This is a genomic window from Streptomyces sp. NEAU-W12 (assembly GCF_026242095.1).
Classification (GTDB): domain Bacteria; phylum Actinomycetota; class Actinomycetes; order Streptomycetales; family Streptomycetaceae; genus Streptomyces.
Map to the genome: position 1 here is coordinate 1 of NZ_JAPJDM010000036.1, position 19,416 is coordinate 19,416.

The 19,416-nt window shown below is 72.6% G+C and carries 15 protein-coding genes and 1 tRNA gene; 8 read left to right on the plus strand and 8 right to left on the minus strand.

The window, feature by feature from the left end; translation table 11 throughout:
* Positions 1–171: 171 nt before the first annotated feature.
* Positions 172–1,470, plus strand: coding sequence for an SAM-dependent methyltransferase (locus ORI94_RS32185; RefSeq protein WP_266079146.1), 1,299 nt, complete (start codon positions 172–174; stop codon positions 1,468–1,470).
* 148 nt (positions 1,471–1,618) lie between these two features.
* Here the strand turns inward: ORI94_RS32185 and ORI94_RS32190 are convergent, their stop codons facing one another.
* Entirely contained in the window at positions 1,619–4,147 is a 2,529-nt protein-coding gene (locus ORI94_RS32190) for an ABC transporter permease (protein WP_266082181.1), read from the minus strand.
* Between the two features lie 88 nt (positions 4,148–4,235).
* The gene (locus ORI94_RS32195) at positions 4,236–5,006 is read right to left on the minus strand and encodes an ABC transporter ATP-binding protein (RefSeq protein ID WP_266082182.1); all 771 of its coding nucleotides are present in this window, start codon (positions 5,004–5,006) and stop codon (positions 4,236–4,238) included.
* A gap of 436 nt (positions 5,007–5,442) precedes the next feature.
* On the opposite strand from ORI94_RS32195, the gene ORI94_RS32200 reads away from it, so the two are divergent.
* Together ORI94_RS32200 and ORI94_RS32205 are read left to right on the plus strand one after the other, a co-directional pair.
* A tRNA-Leu gene (locus ORI94_RS32200) sits at positions 5,443–5,530 on the plus strand.
* Positions 5,531–6,261: 731 nt separating this feature from the next.
* A complete protein-coding gene (locus ORI94_RS32205; protein WP_266082184.1) occupies positions 6,262–7,170 on the plus strand; it encodes a Bax inhibitor-1/YccA family protein in 909 nt (302 codons plus the stop codon).
* A gap of 117 nt (positions 7,171–7,287) precedes the next feature.
* Here the strand turns inward: ORI94_RS32205 and ORI94_RS32210 are convergent, their stop codons facing one another.
* Positions 7,288–7,521 carry a DUF4287 domain-containing protein gene (locus ORI94_RS32210; protein WP_266082186.1) on the minus strand — a complete coding sequence of 78 codons (234 nt, stop codon included), beginning with the start codon at positions 7,519–7,521 and terminating at the stop codon, positions 7,288–7,290.
* Between the two features lie 100 nt (positions 7,522–7,621).
* Here ORI94_RS32210 and ORI94_RS32215 point away from each other — a divergent pair, with 100 nt between their 5' ends.
* Entirely contained in the window at positions 7,622–7,933 is a 312-nt protein-coding gene (locus ORI94_RS32215; RefSeq protein WP_266082188.1) for a hypothetical protein, read from the plus strand.
* 92 nt (positions 7,934–8,025) lie between these two features.
* Here the strand turns inward: ORI94_RS32215 and ORI94_RS32220 are convergent, their stop codons facing one another.
* The 3 genes from ORI94_RS32220 to ORI94_RS32230 form a co-directional block, all read right to left on the minus strand.
* Complete coding sequence (locus ORI94_RS32220; protein ID WP_266082190.1) at positions 8,026–8,835, minus strand: hypothetical protein; 810 nt, start codon at positions 8,833–8,835, stop codon at positions 8,026–8,028.
* Positions 8,836–9,140: 305 nt separating this feature from the next.
* On the minus strand, positions 9,141–10,361 hold the full coding sequence (locus ORI94_RS32225; protein WP_266082192.1) for an acetyl-CoA C-acetyltransferase: 1,221 nt from the start codon (positions 10,359–10,361) through the stop codon (positions 9,141–9,143).
* 105 nt (positions 10,362–10,466) lie between these two features.
* A complete protein-coding gene (locus ORI94_RS32230) occupies positions 10,467–11,555 on the minus strand; it encodes an SGNH/GDSL hydrolase family protein (RefSeq protein ID WP_266082194.1) in 1,089 nt (362 codons plus the stop codon).
* Between the two features lie 257 nt (positions 11,556–11,812).
* Here ORI94_RS32230 and ORI94_RS32235 point away from each other — a divergent pair, with 257 nt between their 5' ends.
* Positions 11,813–13,201 (plus strand): cystathionine beta-synthase, encoded by a 1,389-nt coding sequence (locus ORI94_RS32235; RefSeq protein ID WP_266082196.1) that lies wholly within the window; start codon positions 11,813–11,815, stop codon positions 13,199–13,201.
* A gap of 481 nt (positions 13,202–13,682) precedes the next feature.
* Here the strand turns inward: ORI94_RS32235 and ORI94_RS32240 are convergent, their stop codons facing one another.
* Positions 13,683–14,117, minus strand: a complete 435-nt coding sequence (locus ORI94_RS32240; protein WP_266082198.1) for a hypothetical protein — start codon at positions 14,115–14,117, stop codon at positions 13,683–13,685.
* 190 nt (positions 14,118–14,307) lie between these two features.
* On the opposite strand from ORI94_RS32240, the gene ORI94_RS32245 reads away from it, so the two are divergent.
* Positions 14,308–15,153 carry a MurR/RpiR family transcriptional regulator gene (locus ORI94_RS32245; RefSeq protein WP_266082200.1) on the plus strand — a complete coding sequence of 282 codons (846 nt, stop codon included), beginning with the start codon at positions 14,308–14,310 and terminating at the stop codon, positions 15,151–15,153.
* A 115-nt stretch (positions 15,154–15,268) separates the two neighbouring features.
* The gene (locus tag ORI94_RS32250) at positions 15,269–15,865 is read left to right on the plus strand and encodes a hypothetical protein (protein WP_266082202.1); all 597 of its coding nucleotides are present in this window, start codon (positions 15,269–15,271) and stop codon (positions 15,863–15,865) included.
* 213 nt (positions 15,866–16,078) lie between these two features.
* Here the strand turns inward: ORI94_RS32250 and ORI94_RS32255 are convergent, their stop codons facing one another.
* Positions 16,079–17,512 (minus strand): diaminopimelate decarboxylase, encoded by a 1,434-nt coding sequence (locus ORI94_RS32255; protein WP_266082204.1) that lies wholly within the window; start codon positions 17,510–17,512, stop codon positions 16,079–16,081.
* A 126-nt stretch (positions 17,513–17,638) separates the two neighbouring features.
* Here ORI94_RS32255 and hutU point away from each other — a divergent pair, with 126 nt between their 5' ends.
* Positions 17,639–19,375: a urocanate hydratase gene (hutU, locus tag ORI94_RS32260; protein WP_266082205.1), complete on the plus strand. Its 1,737-nt coding sequence runs from the start codon at positions 17,639–17,641 to the stop codon at positions 19,373–19,375.
* The last annotated feature ends 41 nt before the right edge of the window (positions 19,376–19,416 follow it).

Sequence of the window (19,416 nt, forward strand, 5' to 3'; positions counted from 1 at the left end):
CCGCCATCCGTGGTGCGGGCGGCCCTTTCCGCGTTTTGCCCACTCATGACGCGCGCCGGGGGGTGCCGTGCGCCCCGTGGGTGTTTTCTTGGTGAGGACATTCCGGGATTTCCCCTCCCCAGGCTCTCGACCTCGCTCGAGCAGGGGACGGCCCTATCGGAGGTGTACACCATGAGAGACGCCGCTCCGCGGCTGAAGGGCCTTGTCGAACAGCTGGTGGGGGCGCCCCTCCCGCTGCGCATCCGCGCCTGGGACGGATCACAGGCCGGTCCGCCCACCGCCCCGATCCTCGTCGTACGCAACCGCCGTGCCGTGCGCCACCTGCTGTTCAAGCCGGGCGAACTCGGCCTCGCCCGCGCCTGGGTGACCGGTGACCTCGGCGTCGAGGGCGACCTGTACACCGCCCTCGACGCCATCGCCGGCCTCGTCTGGCAGCGCGGCGAGGACGCCCCCACCCTCGCCCGGTCCCTGCGTGACCCGGGCGTCCGCTCCGCCGTCCGCGGCCTCGCCGCGCTGGCCGGCCCGCCGCTGCCGCCCGGCCCGCCCCCGGAGGAGGTCCGCAGGCCCCGCCGCGGCCTGCACACCAAGCACAGCGACCGGCGGGCCATCAGCCACCACTACGACGTCGGCAACGACTTCTACGAGATCGTCCTCGGCCCGTCCATGGTGTACTCCTGCGCCTACTGGCCCGCCCCGCCGCCGCGGGCGACCCTCGAACAGGCCCAGCGCGACAAGCTCGAACTCGTCTGCCGCAAACTCGCCCTGACGCCCGGGCAGCGGCTGCTGGACGTCGGCTGCGGCTGGGGCTCCATGGCGATCCACGCCGCCCGCGAGCACGGCGTGAGCGTCGTCGGCGTCACCCTCTCCCAGGCGCAGGCCGGGTACGCCCGCAAGCGCGTCGCCGAAGAAGGACTCACCGACCGCGTCGAGATCCGCGTCGAGGACTACCGGGACGTCACGGACGGCCCCTACGACGCCATCTCCTCGATCGGCATGGCCGAACACGTCGGCTCCCCGCGCTATCTGGAGTACGCCACCGCTCTGCACCGCCTCCTGAGGCCCGGCGGGCGGCTGCTGAACCACCAGATCGCGCGCCGCCCGCAGCGGGACGAGACGGAGTACGAACTGACCCCGTTCATCGACGCGTACGTCTTTCCCGACGGTGAACTCGCCCTCGTGGGCACCACCGTGTCCCTGCTGGAGCGGGCCGGCTTCGAGACGCGCGACGTCGAGTCGATCCGCGAGCACTACGCACTCACCCTGCGCCGCTGGGTGGCGAACCTGGAGGCCGACTGGGACCGGGCGGTCTCCCTCGCGGGGCCCGGCCGTGCCCGCGTCTGGCTGCTGTACATGGCCGCCTCCGCGCTCGCCTTCGAACGCAACCGCCTCGGCGTCAACCAGGTCCTGGCCGTGCGGACCCCCGGATCCGGCACCTCCGGTCTCCCCTTGCGCGCCCGCACCTGGAACTGACGGAGCGGTGCCCGTCCCTCCGCCCCTCGGATGGCACCCGGCACGACGAAGGGCCCTGGTCCGGCGACCGACGCCGAGCCGGCTTCGGCCACCGGAACAGGGCCCGCGCCCCGCCCCCCGTACTGCTCCACCCTCCGGCCGCCGATGGCTACTCGGCCTTGATCGCCCCGAGCACGTTCAGCCGTGCCGCCCGCCGGGCCGGCCACAGTGCCGCGAGGATGCCCACGGCGCCGGACAGCAGCAGGAAGACCGCCAGCCGGTCCCAGGGCAGGATCAGTTCGTACGTCGCCACCGTGGAGCCCACCAGCCGGCCGGCCGCCCAGCCGAAGAACACGCCGAGGCCGATGCCGAGCACCCCGCCGAACAGGGAGATCACCAGGGACTCCAGGCGGACCATCCGCTTGACGCCCTTGCGGTCCAGGCCGATCGCGCGGAGCATGCCGATCTCCTGGGAACGCTCGAACACCGACATGGCCAGGGTGTTGACGACCCCGAGGACCGCGACGAGCACGGCCATCGCCAGCAGCCCGTAGACCATGTTCAGAACCAGCGTGAGCGTGGACGCCAGCTCGTTGGAGATGTCCTTCTTGTCCTTCACCTTGATTCCGGGGTTGGTGCCGAGGGCCTCCACCAGCCCGTCCTTCACCGCGTCGGAGGCACCGCCGGAGGTCTTCACCATGACCTGCATGTCGAGCGGGTCCGACTGGTGCGGGGCGAGGGTCGCGGTGTCGAGCATGATGCCGCGGAACATCTCGTTGCCCTCGTAGACACCGGCGACCGCCAGTTCCTGCTTCCTGCCGTCCTCGTAGGTGAGGGTGAAGCGCGAACCGGCCTTCCAGCCGTACTCCTCGGCCGTCTCCTGGTCGACGACGACCCGCGTGCCGGTCACCTCGAAGGCGCCGTCGAGGACCGGGAAGTCGGTCAGTTCGCCGATCGAGGCGCCGTCGACGCCGGTGACGGAGTCGGTCCCGCCGTCGATGCGGACGGCCGCGTTGCGCAGCGGGCTGGTGGCGGTGACGCCGTCGGACTGCTTCAGGGCCCGCTCGACGTCCGGCGACAGCCAGTTGCCGTTCGCCATCGACACCACGTAGTCGGCCTCGATCGAGGAGGCGGCCATCTTGTCGATGGCGTTCTGCAGGCTGCCCGCCACCACCGTCATGCCGGTGATCAGGGTGAGTCCGATCATCAGCGCGGACGCGGTCGCGGCCGTACGGCGCGGGTCGCGCACCGAGTTCTGCCGGGCCAGCTTCCCGGACACCCCGAAGACGCGCAGCACCGGCGCCGCGGCGGCGATCAGCGGGCGGGACAGCAGCGGGGTCAGGATGAACACGCCGATGATCAGCAGCACCGCGCCGATGCCCATGGGGGCCTGGCCGTCCGTGCCGCTCATCGTCGTGGCCGCGAGGACCACCGCGATGCCGGCACCCGAGACGAGCGCGCCCAGCGTGTTGCGCAGGACGAGCGACCTGGTCGTCGCCTTGGCGTGCACGGAGCTCATCGCCGCCACCGGCGGGATCTTCGCGGCCCGGCGGCCGGGCAGCCAGGCGGCGAGCATGGTGATCAGGACGCCGACCGCGAACGCGGTGCCGACGGTGCCCGGAGTGACGACCAGCGGTCCGGCGGGCACGGACGCGTCGAACGTCCCCATCAGGGCCTGCAGCCCGGCCCCGATGCCGATACCGGTGAGCAGTCCGACCACGGCGGCGACCGCGCCCACCACGAACGCCTCGAGCAGCACCGACCGGGTGACCTGCCGGCGGGAGGCGCCGACCGCGCGCATCAGCGCCAGTTCCCGGGTGCGCTGGGCGACCAGCATCGTGAAGGTGTTGGCGATGATGAACGTGCCGACGAACAGGGCGATGCCGGCGAACACCAGCAGGCTCTGCTTCATCCCCTCCATCGAGGAGGCGATCATGCTCGCCTGGTCCTCGGCGAGCTTGGTGCCGGTGGTGGTCTCCACGGCGCCGGCCGGCAGCGCCTTGTCCAGCTCCGCCCGCAGCGCGGCGTCGGAGACGCCGTCCTTCGCCTTGACGGCGATCTCGTCGAACGTGCCCTCCTTGTCGAACAGCTTCTGCGCGGTCGCCGTGTCGAACAGCACGAGGCTGCCGCCTGCCGCGACATTGCCGTCGTCGGTGGTGAAGACGCCGGCGACGACCGGTTCGAGGACGGGGCCGTCGACCGACATCCGTACGGTGTCACCGACCTGGTAGCCGGTGCGCTTCGCGGTCTCGGCGTCGATGAGGATCTCGTCCGCGCCCTTCGGGGCGTGCCCTTCGGTCAGCGGGTAGCGGGGGTCGTCGGTGCCCCAGTAGTTGCCGCCCTGCGACTGGAAGCCGTCGCCGATCAGCTTGCCGTCCCGGTCGGCCATGGCGGTGAACCCGGTGACGACCCCGATGGCCCGCGCGGCGCCGGGCACCCGGGCGCTGTCCTCGACCATGGCCGCGGTCAGCTCGTGGGCCTCACCGAGCTTGTCGCCCTCGGCGTCCTTCCAGCCGGGGGCGACGGCGACGTCCACGTGGTCGAAGCCCTTGGCGGAGCTCTTCTGGAGGGCGTCGGAGATGGTGTTGGTGAAGACCAGGGTTCCCGACACGAAGGCCACGCCGAGCATCACGGCGAGCACGGTCATCAGGAGCCGGGCCTTGTGCGCGAACACGTTGCGCAAGGCGGTACGGAACATGGGTGTCTTCTCGAGTCCAGTCGTACGGGTGGGGGGTGCGGGGCGTCAGCAGGGGCGGGGGCGGTTCACCACGAGGGGTGACGGCACCTCAGCTGGTGCGGCCCTTGGCGTCGAACTGCTTCATGCGGTCGAGCACCGAGTCGGCCGTCGGTCCGTGCACCTCGTCCACGATCCTGCCGTCCGCGAGGAACACCACCCGGTCCGCGTAGGCCGCGGCGACCGGGTCGTGGGTCACCATGACCACCGTCTGCCCCAGCTCGCGCACGGAGTTGCGCAGGAAACCGAGCACCTCGGCGCCGGAACGGGAGTCGAGGTTGCCGGTGGGCTCGTCGCCGAAGATGATCTCGGGCCGGGAGGCGAGTGCCCGTGCCACGGCGACGCGCTGCTGCTGACCGCCGGACAGCTGCGAGGGCCGGTGGCTCAGCCGGTCGGACAGTCCGATCATCCGGATCACGGTGTCGAGCCACTGCTTGTCCGGCCTGCGCCCCGCGATGTCCATCGGGAGGGTGATGTTCTCCAGGGCCGTCAGGGTCGGCAGCAGGTTGAACGCCTGGAAGATGAAGCCGATCTTGTCCCGGCGCAGCTTGGTCAGCTGCTTGTCCTTGAGGGAACCCAGCTCGGTGTCGCCGATGCGCACGGAACCGGCGGAGAACGTGTCGAGCCCGGCCACGCAGTGCATCAGCGTGGACTTGCCGGAGCCGGAGGGGCCCATGATCGCGGTGAACTCGGCCTGCCGGAAGTCCACGGAGACCTGGTCGAGGGCGACCACCCGGGTCTCGCCCTGGCCATAGGTCTTCGACAGCTCCGTGGCGCGCGCGGCCACGGCGGTGGTCCGGTCGGCGATGGGTGCGGTGGTCACGGGATGGGCACTCCTGACGGAACGGCGTTGCACGGGAAGGGGACGGTGTCCATCGTCGCGCCCGCCCGCCGCCGTGTAGTCACCCGCTGCTCCGGTTCCGGGGGGCGACCTGAGGGGGACCACCGGGTCCGCCGTCATACCTGGGTCTGACGGCGGACCCTGAGCGAGGAGGGGCGTCCGCGGGCCGGGAGGAGGCCGCAGGACGCCGGATGTCGTGGGAACGGGTGGAGTGCCCTTGTTCGGGCGGTGAAATTCCGTCATTCCGCACGCACCGCCGGCCCCCGCACGCAAGGCTGGTGGCATGTGCTGATGGCAGTTTCCGTGGCCTGATACACCCTCAGGCGTCAATAAAATAAGACAACATCGGCTCACCACCCCGCAGTTCGGGGGAGGGGTCCCGATAGGGTCGGGGGGCCCGACGCGGAGCCCATGGCCTGCCCGGATGGTGGAATGCAGACACGGCGAGCTTAAACCTCGCTGCCCCTGCTGGGGGCGTGCCGGTTCAAGTCCGGCTCCGGGCACCACCGTTGCCACGGCTCCTGCTCTCTCGGCCGTCTCCGCCCGCTGGGCGAGGAGGCGTTCGCACCCGACGGTACGTCAGGCATGGTCCGCGACGGACCTCCTCCCGGCGAGGCGGGGACGGTGCCGTCCGGGCGTGGGGGTGCGGGGTGGACGGCGTGCTGGGCGACGGTGACACCTTCCGGCCACGCGCCGGCGAAGCCGGCCCGGGTGCGCGGGCCTCCCTCCGATTCGCCGTATCGCGTCCCGCGGGCCCCCGGCCCGGCCGTCCGCACCGGCGGCGGGTTCCGGGGCCGGGGGCCGGCTCCGGTGCCGGGCGGTCACGACGGGGGGGTGAAGCGGTGCCGGGCGGTCACGACGAGGGCCGAAGCGGTGCGACGCCCGTGCGCGTCCCGGTGCCGGGGCCGCGGCCCCCGACGTCTCCGGCCGGCACGTGACCGTCGGGGGAGGCGCCGGGGAGACATCGGGCAGGCATCGGGGAGGAGGACCGGGACGGGGCCCGGGGAGGCGCCGGCGAGGACGCCGCCGGTGGCGGGAGCGGGTGATCTCCGGCCGGTCCCGGGCGGGTACCAGGTCGGTCATGGTTCGGTTCCCTGCGATGAGGGGAATCGCATGGTCGCGTAGCGTGTTGTGCAGCACGACGAGGGAAAGATCCTTCTCAGGCATGGGGGTCATTCCTTTGCTTACCTATTACTCTTGAGCCCAAGGCCATGCTGTGTGGCCATGGAGGAGTGAAATGAGGAGCAGAAACCCGGTCTTCTCGCGACGGGGGTTCAGCCGCGACAACGGCTACGCGGGCTTCAACACCGCGCCGCAGGCCGGGGGTCCCGCTGTCGCCACGCAGGGCAACCCGTACGCGCAGCCCACCGGCAACCCGTACGCGCAGAACCCCTACGCGCAGAACCCGTACGGTCAGCAGGACGTGCAGCACGGCGCGCCGCCGCAGGCGCCCGCCGCCGCCGACCGGATGACCATCGACGACGTCGTCATGCGCACGGGCACCACGCTCGGCGTGCTCGTCGTCTTCGCCGCGCTCGCCTGGGCCCTGCTGCCCGTGGACGACGCCAACCTCGGCCGGTCCTACGGCATCGGCATCGGCGCCGCGCTGATCGCCATGGTGCTGGGCTTCGTGCAGGCCTTCAAGCGCAAGGCGGCACCCGCGCTGATCCTGACGTACGCCGCGTTCGAGGGTGTCTTCCTCGGCGTCATCTCCAGCGTCGTCGACAACCGCATCGCCGACGGTGCGGCCATGCAGGCCGTGCTCGGCACCATGGCGGTCTTCGTCGGTGTGCTGGTGGCGTACAAGGCGGGCTGGATCCGCGTCAACCGCCGCTTCTACGGCTTCGTGATGGCGGCCGCGCTCGGCTTCATCCTGCTGATGGCCGTGAACCTGCTGTTCGCGGTGTTCGGCGGCGGTGACGGCCTCGGCTTCCGCAGCGGCCCGCTCGGCATCATCTTCGGTGTCGTCGGCATCATCCTCGGTGCCTGCTTCCTCGCCCTGGACTTCAAGCAGGTCGAGGACGGCCTCGCCTACGGTGCCCCGCGCGAGGAGGCGTGGCTCGCGGCCTTCGGCCTCACGCTGACGCTGGTCTGGCTCTACCTGGAGTTCCTGAGGATCATCGCGATCCTCAACAGCAGTGACTAGCGGCCGGTGACCAGCGCTCGACGCGTCTGATCCACAGGTACGCACGGCAAGGGCCCCGGGTTCACCCGGGGCCCTTGCCGTGGTGCGGACGGGGTGGGTGGCGGGCGGGGCGCGGGCTCAGCGCAGATTGCGCGCGGCCCTTCTCAGGTCGTACTCGTGGACGATCGCCTTGGCGTGGCCGTACGCCAGGTCGTACTCGTGGCGGAGCCAGCTGACCTTCTCCTCGAAGCGGAAGAGCGACGGGCCTTCCTCCTCGACGGTGCGCAGCCAGTCGGAGATCTCGCGACCGGTGCACTGCGGGATGCGGGCGAGCATGTTGCGGTGGGTCTCCTCGGAGAGGACTTGGGACATCGGCGCCTCCAGCGCAGGGGTGTGAGCCGGTCCTTCAGATCACCGTGCCCGAGCGGCCGCCCGTTGGCAACAGTCCTGTCGTGCCGCGTACGCTCACCGCGTGGTTGATACGACGCCTCTCACCCGTGCCGTGGATCATTTCGCCGACCGCCTGCGGGCCGCGCCGCAGAGCCGGCTCCAGCGGGGGGCCGCCGCCGAGGCGCTCGCCCTGGCCAGGGAACTGGCGTTGTGGACCCAGCGCGTGGAGGAGCCGGGCACCGAGCCCCGCGAGATGCCCGACGCGGGCATGTTCGCCGCCGCCGACCAGATCACCGTCGCCGGTCACGACCTGGCGCTCGTGCTGGAGGACGAGGACGAGGTGGCGGAGGCGCTACGGCTCGTGGAGGAGGCGCAGAAACGCGCCGGGGTGTAGGGCCGGGAACGGTCCGGGCGCACACCGGCGCGGAAAAGGCACGGGCTGGAAGCAGGGCGCGAGGGCCGGGCGGACAGGCCGGAACGGGCGGCTCAGAGGGACGCGATGACGCGGTCCGCCAGGATGTAGACGTTCTCCTCGCCGCAGGCGAAGGTCAGGGTGTACGCGCCCGAGACGCCGGAACCGCCCAGCAGGAACGGACTCCGGCCCTCGCGCACCGCCGCGGCCAGCCGTTCGGCGGTCTCCCGGTGCCCCGGCGTCATGCACAGCGTGGTGCCGTCGGCGAAGACGTAGACGTCCAGGGTGCCCAGCGGGCCGGGGCGGACGTCGGTCAGTTCCACCTCGCAGGAGGCCAGCTCCTCCAGCGTGGAGACGGTGCGCTCGTGGTCGTTGACGACCGGCGACGCGTTCGGCACGAAGTCCGGGTGCGAAGGGTGGCGGCGGCGGGCCGCGGCCAGTTCCGGGGACTCGGTGGGCGTAACGCCCTGGACGAAGTCCTTCGGGGCGTACTCGTCGGCGTCGGCGCCCGGCTCGGTCCCCTGCTCCAGACCCGTGAGGTCGGCCTGCCGCGGCATGAACAGCTCACTGTCGGCCAGGCCCAGCAGGGGCGGCGCGTCGGAGACGTCACGCGCCTCCTGGGCGGCCCAGAACGCCCGCGCCTCGGCGAGCTCCCGCTCCCGCTCCTCCGCGAGCGCCTCGGCCACGGCCGCGCGTATCTCGTCGGCGTGGGCGGAGCGGGCGGCGGGCAGGAGAGCGCGCGTGGCGGCGGCGCGGTCCTTGACCAGCTCGGCGTGCAGGGCCGCGACCTGTCGGCGCAGCACCAGAATGCTGCGCAGGACAGCGACGCCCACGGCGCCGGTTGCGGCCGTGGTGACCAACAGGGCGATCGGCATGGCGCTCACTGACGTACTCCCGGTTCAAAGTCGACCCCCGACTTCCTACATCAGCTTGAAGGGTGGACTAACCATCTGTCAGTGCGTAACGTCACGAAACGGACAGAGTGTGGTTTCCGGGCCGGGTGAGGGCAGGGCTCTGACCTGCGCGAATCACCGCGGTGAGGGAGATAGGTCACATCCTGGGGGAGATTGGATCACGGAACGGCCCGGAGCCCCGATGGTGCGGGGTCCCGGGCCAAGGCCTCACCGAACGTTCCCTTCCGGCCACTCTGCGCGCTCCTGCGGTCTCGCGGCAGGGGTGGTCGATCCGGTCAGCTGAGGCGCTCGATGACCATGGCCATGCCCTGCCCGCCGCCGACGCACATCGTCTCCAGCCCGAACTGCTTGTCGTGGAACCGGAGGGAGTTGATGAGCGTGGTGGTGATGCGTGCGCCGGTCATGCCGAACGGGTGGCCGACGGCGATCGCGCCGCCGTTGACGTTCAGCTTCTCCAGTGGGATGCCGAGCTCGCGGTAGGAGGGGATGACCTGCGCGGCGAACGCCTCGTTGATCTCCACCAGGTCGATGTCGTCGATGGTGAGGCCGGCGCGGCGCAGCGCCTGCCGGGACGCCTCGACCGGGCCGAGGCCCATGATCTCGGGGGAGAGGCCGGAGACGCCGGTGGAGACGATCCGGGCGAGCGGGGTCAGGCCCAGCTCGCGGGCCTTGGTGTCGCTCATGACGACGAGGGCCGCGGCACCGTCGTTGAGCGGGCAGCAGTTGGCGGCGGTGACCATGCCGTCGGGGCGGAAGGCGGGCTTGAGGCCCGAGACGCCCTCCAGGGTGACGCCGGCGCGCGGGCCGTCGTCCTTGGCGACGACCGTGCCGTCGGGCAGCGTCACCGGAGTGATCTCGCGCTCCCAGAAGCCGTTCTTGATGGCTTCCTCGGCCAGGTTCTGCGAGCGGACGCCGAACTCGTCCATGTCCTGGCGGGTGACGCCCTTCAGGCGCGCCAGGTTCTCGGCGGTCTGGCCCATCGCGATGTAGGCGTCCGGGACGAGGCCGTCCTCGCGCGGGTCGTGCCAGGTGGTGCCCTCCTGCTCCGCGACGGCGGCGGTCCGGGCCTCGGCCTCGGCGAAGAAGGGGTTGCGGGTGTCGGGCAGGCTGTCGGAGTTGCCCTTCGCGAACCGGGAGACCGTCTCGACACCGGCCGAGATGAAGACGTCGCCCTCGCCGGCCTTGATGGCGTGCAGCGCCATGCGGGAGGTCTGCAGGGACGACGAGCAGTAGCGCGTGACGGTGCAGCCGGGGAGGTGGTCCATCCCCATCTGCACGGCGACGATGCGGCCGAGGTTGTTGCCCTGCTCGCCGCCGGGGAGGCCGCAGCCGAGCATCAGGTCGTCGATGTCCCCGGGGTCCAGCTCGGGGACCTTGGCGAGGGCGGCCTGGATGATCGAGGCGGTCAGGTCGTCCGGGCGCACCTCCTTGAGGGAGCCCTTGAAGGCGCGGCCGATGGGGGAACGGGCGGCAGAAACGATCACGGCTTCGGGCATTACGGCTCCTGGGGCTACCGGGTGGTTGGACAGGGCTGGATGGGAAGTTACCCGGACGTAGTGGCGGGGTCACGGGGCGCGCGGTGTGACACTGGCCGCAATTTACTAAGCGCTTGCTTTGGCCTGGGCCTCCCCGGATTCCGTGGGCCCCGTGGGTCCCGCGGGTTCCTCCACCGGAGCGGACCGTGCCCCAACCTCCGGCTCCCGCACCCGGCGGCGCTTGCGGCGCTTGAGGAGCGCCCAGGGGCCCCTCGGGCCCGCGGGCAGGGCCGCGGTGACCTCGGTGCCCGCCTCCGACGCGGCCTCGGCCGCGGCCCGGGCGACGGGGAGGAAGCCCTCGCGGCGGGCGGCGTCGGGCCGCTCGTCCTGGGCCGGCCACAGGCCGAGCACGGCGCAGACCGTCGGCAGGAGGGCCATGGCCGCCGTGGCGTACCCCTCGGCGGAGGGGTGGTAGCTGTCGGGGCCGAAGAGTTCGCGGGGGTTCGCGGCGAACTCGGGGCCGAGCAGGTCGCCCAGCGACACCGTGCGCCCGCCCTGCTCGACCGTGCCGATCGTCTGGGCCGCCGCCAGCTGCCGGGAGGTCCGCCGGGCCAGCCAGCGCAGAGGCTGCTGGACCGGCTCGATCGTGCCCAGGTCGGGACAGGTGCCCACGACGACCTCCGCACCCGCCGTGCGCAGCCGGCGCACCGCCGCCGACAGGTGACGGACGGAGAGCGCGGGCGGCACGCGGTGCGTGACGTCGTTGGCGCCGATCATGATCACGCAGATGTCGGGCACCCGGGACGGATCCGCCAGGGCCCGTGTCACCTGCCGGTCCAGGTCGTCGGAGCAGGCCCCGGGTGCCGCCACCGTGCTCAGCCCCACCGGCCGCTCCGCGACCGCCGCGACCCCCGACGCCAGCAGCGCGCCCGGGGTCTGACCGGCCCGGTGCACGCCCTGGCCGGCGGCCGTGGAGTCGCCCAGCATCGTCAGCCGCAGCGCCGGCAGCCCGGGCACCGTGTAGACGGCGCCGTACAGTCCGTCCGCGTTCGGTGCGTTCGGGCTCCTGCCGTTGCCCACACGGCGTCGCGCCAGCCGGACCTCGGCCAGCAGCAGCCCGACGCCGGCCGCGCCGGCCAGGCCGACGCCCCCGCCGCCGTACGCGGCACCGGCCGCGATCCGCCGGGCCACCCTCGCCCTCGACATCCTCGTCATGCCTCGCCGCCACCTCCTTCGAGCCGTACCGCCGTACAGCCTCACTGCCGTACACCCAGTGCTTGCCCCGTACGGACCGTGATCCAATCTTCGCGGTGGGTGAACGGTCCGGGAGGCCGGGTCGAGCCGGGGCGGCCCGGGGGACGGTCACGGGGGCGGTTGCGGTTGCGGGTTCGAGTTCACGGACAGGGCCCGGAGCAGGCTCTAGGCTGGCATCACCACTTCAACCACACCTTTTGCAGCATCCGGAGACAACGGTGCAATTCCACGACTCGATGATCAGCCTCGTCGGCAACACCCCGCTGGTGAGGCTCAACAACGTCACCCACGGCATCGGGGCGACCGTCCTGGCCAAGGTGGAGTACTTCAACCCCGGCGGATCGGTGAAGGACCGTATCGCCCTGCGCATGATCGAGGCGGCGGAGAAGAGCGGAGAACTGCGGCCGGGCGGCACCATCGTCGAGCCGACCAGTGGCAACACCGGCGTCGGCCTGGCCATCGTGGCCCAGCAGAAGGGGTACAAGTGCATCTTCGTGTGCCCCGACAAGGTCTCCCTGGACAAGATCAACGTACTGCGGGCGTACGGGGCCGAAGTGGTCGTCTGCCCGACCGCCGTGGACCCCGAGCACCCCGACTCCTACTACAACGTCTCCGACCGGCTGGTCCGTGAGACGCCGGGGGCCTGGAAGCCGGACCAGTACTCCAACCCCCACAACCCGCTCTCCCACTACCACTCCACCGGCCCGGAGCTGTGGGAGCAGACCGAGGGGAAGATCACCCACTTCGTGACCGGCGTCGGGACCGGCGGCACCATCTCCGGGACCGGGCGCTACCTCAAGGACGTCAGCGACGGCCGCGTCCAGGTGATCGGCGCCGACCCCGAGGGCTCCGTCTACTCCGGCGGCTCCGGGCGGCCCTACCTGGTGGAGGGCGTCGGCGAGGACTTCTGGCCGACCGCCTACGACCGGACCGTCGCGGACGAGATCGTCCCCGTGTCCGACAAGGACTCCTTCCAGATGACCCGGCGCCTCGCCAAGGAGGAGGGCCTGCTCGTCGGCGGATCGTGCGGCATGGCCGTGGTCGCGGCGCTGCGGGTCGCCGAGCGGCTCGGCGAGGACGACGTCGTGGTGGTGCTGCTCCCGGACAGCGGACGCGGCTACCTCAGCAAGATCTTCAACGACGAGTGGATGGCCGACTACGGCTTCCTCGAGGACACCGGCCCGAGCGCGCGGGTCAGCGCCGTCCTCGACCACAAGGAGGGCGGCCACATGCCGTCCCTCGTGCACATGCACCCCGACGAGACCGTCGGGCAGGCCATCGAGGTGCTGCGCGAGTACGGCGTCTCGCAGATGCCGGTCGTCAAGCCGGGCGCCGGGCACCCGGACGTGATGGCCGCCGAGGTCGTCGGCTCGGTGGTGGAACGGGAACTGCTGGACGCGCTGTTCAGCAAGAGCGCCTCGCTCGACGACCCGCTGGAGAAGCACATGTCCGCCCCGCTGCCGCAGGTCGGCTCCGGTGAGCCGGTCGCGGACCTGATGGCCGTGCTGGGCAAGGCCGACGCGGCGATCGTCCTGGTCGAGGGCAGGCCGACCGGTGTGGTCAGCCGCCAGGACCTGCTCTCCTTCCTCGCCAGGGACGGCAAGTGACCGTCGGCACCTGACGGGGGCGGGGGCGGACGGCCGGCGGGCAGGACGTCCAGGGGCGGCCGGCGCCCGCCGTCCGGGAGCGAACCGGCCGTGAACGCCGGGAGCCGGGCCGTACGTGATCTTCGTGGACTTCGCGGAAGTGGTACGTGGGCGTCACGTGCGCGCAGCACTCGCTTAACACCGGTCCGGCAGATTGGTCGTTGTCGGCGGGCAGGGAGCGGCTCCCCTTCCCGGCCGACAGGGAACGGCGTCACAGGACCTCCGGAGCGGCTCCCGGACCTCCATGGACGCCAGACGCGAGACCCGGCCCGACCGGCCCGCGTCGCTACGCGGGGACCACCGTCGTCCCGCCCCCCGGTAACGGGGGTGCGGTGGTCCCCGCGTCAACCCGTTCGGCATCCCGCGATCCCGTTCGGCCGCCCGCGCGCGGTACTCCGCGCCCGGCCCGTGTGCCCGCCCCCGGCCCGTGTGCCCCCCGTGCTCAGTCCTCCCAGGCGTCGTCCTGCCGCCGCTGCCCGCGGTGGCCGAACAGGCCCGGGTTGCTGCGGGCCGCCTGGACGACGTTCACGCCGACGATGCCCAGCCAGGCGGCCAGCAGGCCGGGCAGACCGGCCAGGCCGCCGCCGATCGCGGACAGCGGAACCGCCAGGACCAGGGAGACGATCCCGAAGCCGAACCGCTCGCCCCAGGTGTCCGTGGCCTTCGGCGACCGGGAGTCCCGGGCCACCGTCATCTGCTGTTCGGCGAGCTGCCGGCGCACCCGGCGCTCCACCGCACCGTCGATACGCTGGTCGACCTTCTCCAGGAACGAGTCGACCAGCGCGGACTCGTACTCGTCGCCCAGTTCCCCGCGGGCCCGCAGGGTGGCGTCGAGTTCCTTCTTCAGATCGGTGTCCCGCGCATCCATTCCGGTCATACGGACCACGGTAGGCAGCCCGGCCGCCCGGGGCACTGGGGGCAGCCCCCCCCTGTCGGCGGGGGGCTGCCCCCTCCCGGTCGTGCGCGCCCCGCGTGCGCCTGTATAACGGCATGCAGGAAGCACGGTGGGTGAATAGGCCGTGTGGGCAGCCGGACAGCCGGTGAACAGGTCGAGGGGGAGCCACGTCATGAGCGTCACCGAAGGGCCTGCCGCGCGCCTGCAGGCGCTGTTCGAGGGGCACCGGCTGACGCCGACGCAGCGGCGCATCGCGCACAGCATGGTGCGGCGCGCCGCCGACGTGCCGTTCCTGTCCAGCGTGGAACTGGCCGACCTGGCCGGCGTCAGCCAGCCCTCCGTGACCCGCTTCGCGGTCGCCCTCGGCTTCGACGGCTATCCCGCGCTGCGGCGGCATCTGCGCGAGGTCGTGCCCTCCGGGCCGCCGGCGCCGGACGCCGGTTCGTACAACGAGTACCAGCAGGCCGTCGAGGCCGAGATCGAGAACCTGCGGCACCTGGCCGAGGTGCTCGCCGATCCGGAGCCCGTGCGCCGGGCGGGGCGGATCCTCGCGGACAGCCGGCCGCTGCCCGTGCTCGGGCTGCGCGCGGCGGCGGCACAGGCCCACGGCTTCGCCTACTTCGCCGCCAAGGTCCACCCCGACGTACGGCTGCTCAACGAGGGCGGCACCATGCTCCACGACCGCATCGACGCCGCCGCGGCGGCCGGAGCCGGAGCCCTGCTCTGCTTCGCGCTGCCCCGGCACCCCCGGGAGGTCGTCGACGCCCTCACCCACGCCAAGGAGACGGGGCTGACCGTCGTCACCGTCGCCGACTCCGCCTTCGCGCCGGTGGCCAAGGTCTGTGACCTGCTGCTGCCCGCCGCCGTCGGCACCGGGCTCGCCTTCGACACGGCGTGCGCGCCGATGCTGCTGGGCCGGGTGCTGCTGGAGGCGATGTGCGACGCCCTGCCCGACGCCCAGGCCCGCCTGGAGGAGTTCGACACGAAGGCGGCGACGCGCGGCCTGTTCGTGGAGTGACGGCGCCGGGCGCGGGTCCCTGTGCGGTATCTCAGATTTCTCTCACCTCGAGTCACTAATCTGCGCTCCGGACCCTACGGACGCTCCACTGCAGTGGGACGGGAGGCTGGACGTGATGCGCGGAGGACAGATGCGCGGAGGGCAGGGGCTGGCTCGGGTGGCCGTGGTCGTACGGGCCGGGGCGGCGCCCCTGTGGTGGCTGGGCGTGTGCGCGGCGGGCATCGGCCTGCTGGTGCCGGGGCTGACCGGCCGCCGGATCGGCGTCTCGGCCGGGGCCGCGCTGTTCCTCCTGGCCCTGGCCGTGGTGGCGTACGCACGGCGCGGGCGGTACCGCGAGCTGGCCCGGCCGGCGGTGCGGGCGGGCAAGCACGACGTGCTCCAGGACCGCGCGGTCAGCGTGCGCACCTGGCGGCGCCGGCACCGCTGGTGGCTGCTGCTGGCCTTTCTCGCCGCCCTGGGCAGCGGGTTCGCGGTGCCCGCGGCGGGCGGTCTGCTGCTTGCCGGGTGCGGTGCCGGCCTGTGGCTGAAGGCGTCCTGGATCGGCCGTCTGGAGCAGGCCGACGAGATCCTTCTGTGGGTCCGGGTCGACTGGCTGAACGGCGGCGCGGGCAGCCCGGCCGGCAAGGCGGTCAAGGGCTACCGCACCACGGGCATCGCGGCGGGCGACGCGACCCCGGGCGGCGCCCGCCGCAGGGCGTCGGCCCTGACCTGACCCGGCCCGGCTCCGGCCCGCCCCTGGCTCCGGCCCGGCTGATGTGGCTGGGCGTTGCTTGGTTCGGTTGACCTGGCCTGGCCTGGTTCGGTGCTACCAGGCCCTGCCCTGCCGGGCCCCGCCCTGCTCTGCCCTGCCAGGCTCCGGCCGAGCCCGGCTGATGTGGCTGGGCGTTGCTCGGTTCGGTTGACCCGGCCCGGCCCGGCCTGGTGGTCAGGTGGTCAGGGCGTCGGGGTGGGCGCCACCCGATTCGGCCACGATCTCCTCGACGGTCTGAGCCGGGCGCACGAGCGCGAACGTGACCTGGCCGGGGCTGCCGGCGGTGAAGCCGTGGACGGCCGGGCGGGGGAGCGAGTTGTACCCGTAGTGGTGGGCGAAGCAGTACGCGCCGGTGTCCAGCACCGCCACGTGGTCGCCCTGCTCCAGCAGCGGCAGCGGCTGCCCCCGGGCGAGCAGGTCGCCCGCGAAGCAGGCCGGTCCCGCCACGTCCTGCGCCACCGCCGGGCCTTCCTTCGGCCACCCCTCGGCGTCGTACGCGGCGATCCTGAGCGGCCACGCCCCCGGCGCGTACACCGTCCGCGTGGCCACCTGCACGCCCGCGTGCGTCACCGCGACCGGACGCCCGCCGGCGCTCTTGGCGTACTCCACCCGGGCGACGACCGTGCCGTGCTTCGCCAGCAGCGACCGCCCGAACTCGGTGACCAGCCCGTACCGCCCGTCGAACAGCCCCGGCACGGTCTCCTTCAGCAGCCGCGCGTACCGCGCGTACGTCGGACCGGCCGCGTCGGAGGTGAAGTCCACCGGCAGCCCGCCCCCGATGTCGACGGTGTCGACCTGCTGCCGTCCCGCGCGCCGGTTGATCTCCTCGGCCAGTGCGTACGTCTGGGCCACCCCCCTGGCCATCAGGGGCAGGGCGACGCCCTGGGAGCCGGTGTGCGTGTGCAGCCGGGTCAGCCACGGCCGGTCGAGATACGCCCGCACGACCCACTCCCGCGCCCCTTCGTCGCGCAGTGCCACACCGAACTTCGAGGTCGTCGTGGCGGTGGACAGCGCCTCGATGGTGCCACCGCCGACCTGCGGGTTCACCCGGATGCCGAGAGGGGAGCGGAGACCGGCCGACCGTTTTGGGGCGTCGGCCACCAGGGCGTCGATGCGCGCCAGCTCCTGCGGGTTGTCCGCGTTGACGGCGATGCCCAGGGCCAGCGCCTCCCGCAGCTCGGCCGGTGTCTTGGCGGGCGAGTCCAGCACCGTCCGGGCCGGAGGCATCCCCGCGGCCCGCGCCAGGGCCAGCTCGCCGGGGCTGGCGACCTCGGCCCCGACGCCCTCCGCGCGCAGCAGCCGCAGCACCGGTACGAGCGGGGTCGCCTTCACCGCGAAGGCGTGCAGCACGGGGGTGCCGGACGGTGTCACCGCCGCGAAGGCCTCCCGCAGCTCGGTCGCCGACTCCCGGATGCCCGTGACGTCGAGCAGCGCCACCAGGGGGTGCGCGGGACCGAGCAGTCCCTGCGCCACGGCGGCCCGCACCGCCGCGTTCCGCCGGGCCGCCCGCCCGGCCCCCGCCACCCGCCCGTCGTGCTCGCCGTGGCCCGCCTCCGGCGCTCCGCCGTCGTCTCCCGTGCCCGTTCCCCTGCTCGTGTCGGCGCCCATGTCCTCAGCCAAGCACCGTCGGGTGCTCCGCGCCGACACGGCCGCACGCATTGACTGACCCTATTCAGTCTGTGAAGGTGTGAATAACTGTAGTAAGTGCGGGAGCCGGCCACCAGGAGGCAGACCATGTCAGAACCCCGCCCGCCCGTCCGCGCCCCGCGCGGCACGCACCTGAGCGCCCTGGGCTGGCCCCAGGAGGCCGCCCTGCGCATGCTGCAGAACAACCTCGACCCCGAGGTCGCCGAGCACCCCGACCGGCTCGTCGTCTACGGCGGCACCGGCAAGGCGGCCCGCGACTGGCGCTCCTTCGACGCCATGGTCCGCACCCTGAGGACCCTCAAGCAGGACGAGACGATGCTCGTCCAGTCCGGCCGTCCCGTCGGCGTCATGCAGACCCACGAATGGGCCCCACGCGTCCTCATCGCCAACTCCCACCTCGTCGGGGACTGGGCCAACTGGGAGGAGTTCCGCCGCCTGGAGGCCCTCGGCCTGACCATGTACGGGCAGATGACCGCCGGTTCCTGGATCTACATCGGCACGCAGGGCATCCTCCAGGGCACCTACGAGACATTCGCCGCCGTCGCCGCGAAGAAGTTCGGCGGCACCCTCGCCGGGACCATCACCCTGACCGCGGGACTGGGCGGCATGGGCGGCGCCCAGCCGCTCGCCGTCACCATGAACGACGGTGTCGCGCTCTGCGTCGACTGCGACCCGCGCGCCATCGACCGCCGCATCGAACACGGCTACCTGGACGTGCGGGCCGACTCCCTCGACCACGCCCTCCGCCTGGCCACCGAGGCCCGTGACGCCCGCCGCCCGCTGTCCGTCGGTGTGCTCGGCAACGCCGCCGACGTGGTCCCGCGGCTGCTGGCCGGGGGCGCCCCCGTCGACATCGTCACCGACCAGACCTCCGCCCACGACCCGCTGGCCTACCTGCCCACCGGGATCGCCTTCGAGGACATGGCCGACGCCGTCGCCGAGGACCCGGCCGGTTTCACCGCCCGCGCCCGCGAGTCCATGGCCCGGCACGTCGAGGCGATGGTCGGCTTCATGGACGCCGGGGCCGAGGTCTTCGACTACGGCAACTCCCTCCGCGGCGAGGCCCGACTCGCCGGATACGAGCGCGCCTTCGCCTTCCCCGGCTTCGTTCCCGCCTACATCCGCCCGCTGTTCTGCGAGGGCAGGGGGCCCTTCCGCTGGGCCGCCCTGTCCGGCGACCCCGCCGACATCGCGAAGACCGACCGGGCCGTCCTCGACCTCTTCCCCGAGGCCGACTCCCCGCAGAACGCGTCCCTCGCCCGCTGGATGCGCCTGGCCGGGGAGCGGGTCCGCTTCCAGGGCCTGCCCGCGCGCATCTGCTGGCTCGGCTACGGCGAGCGGGACAAGGCAGGAGAGCGGTTCAACGACATGGTCGCCTCCGGGGAACTGTCGGCCCCCGTCGTCATCGGCCGCGACCACCTCGACTGCGGTTCCGTCGCCTCCCCGTACCGCGAGACCGAGGGCATGCTCGACGGCTCCGACGCGATCGCCGACTGGCCGCTGCTCAACGCCATGGTGAACGTGGCGTCCGGGGCCTCCTGGGTCTCCGTCCACCACGGAGGCGGCGTCGGCATGGGCCGCTCCCTGCACGCGGGCCAGGTGACGGTCGCCGACGGCACGAAGCTCGCCGGCGAGAAGATCCGGCGGGTCCTGACCAACGACCCCGGCATGGGCGTCATCCGCCATGTGGACGCCGGCTACGACCTCGCGGACTCGGTCGCGTCGGAGCGGGGCGTACGGGTACCGATGCGCGAGGGATCCGAGGGGGCAGAGGAGGCCGAAGGGGCCGGGGTACGGGCGGGCCGCGAGGGTGAGGGCGCGTGACCGGGCCCTCCGGGCCTCCCGTGCCCCCCACCTTCCAGGAG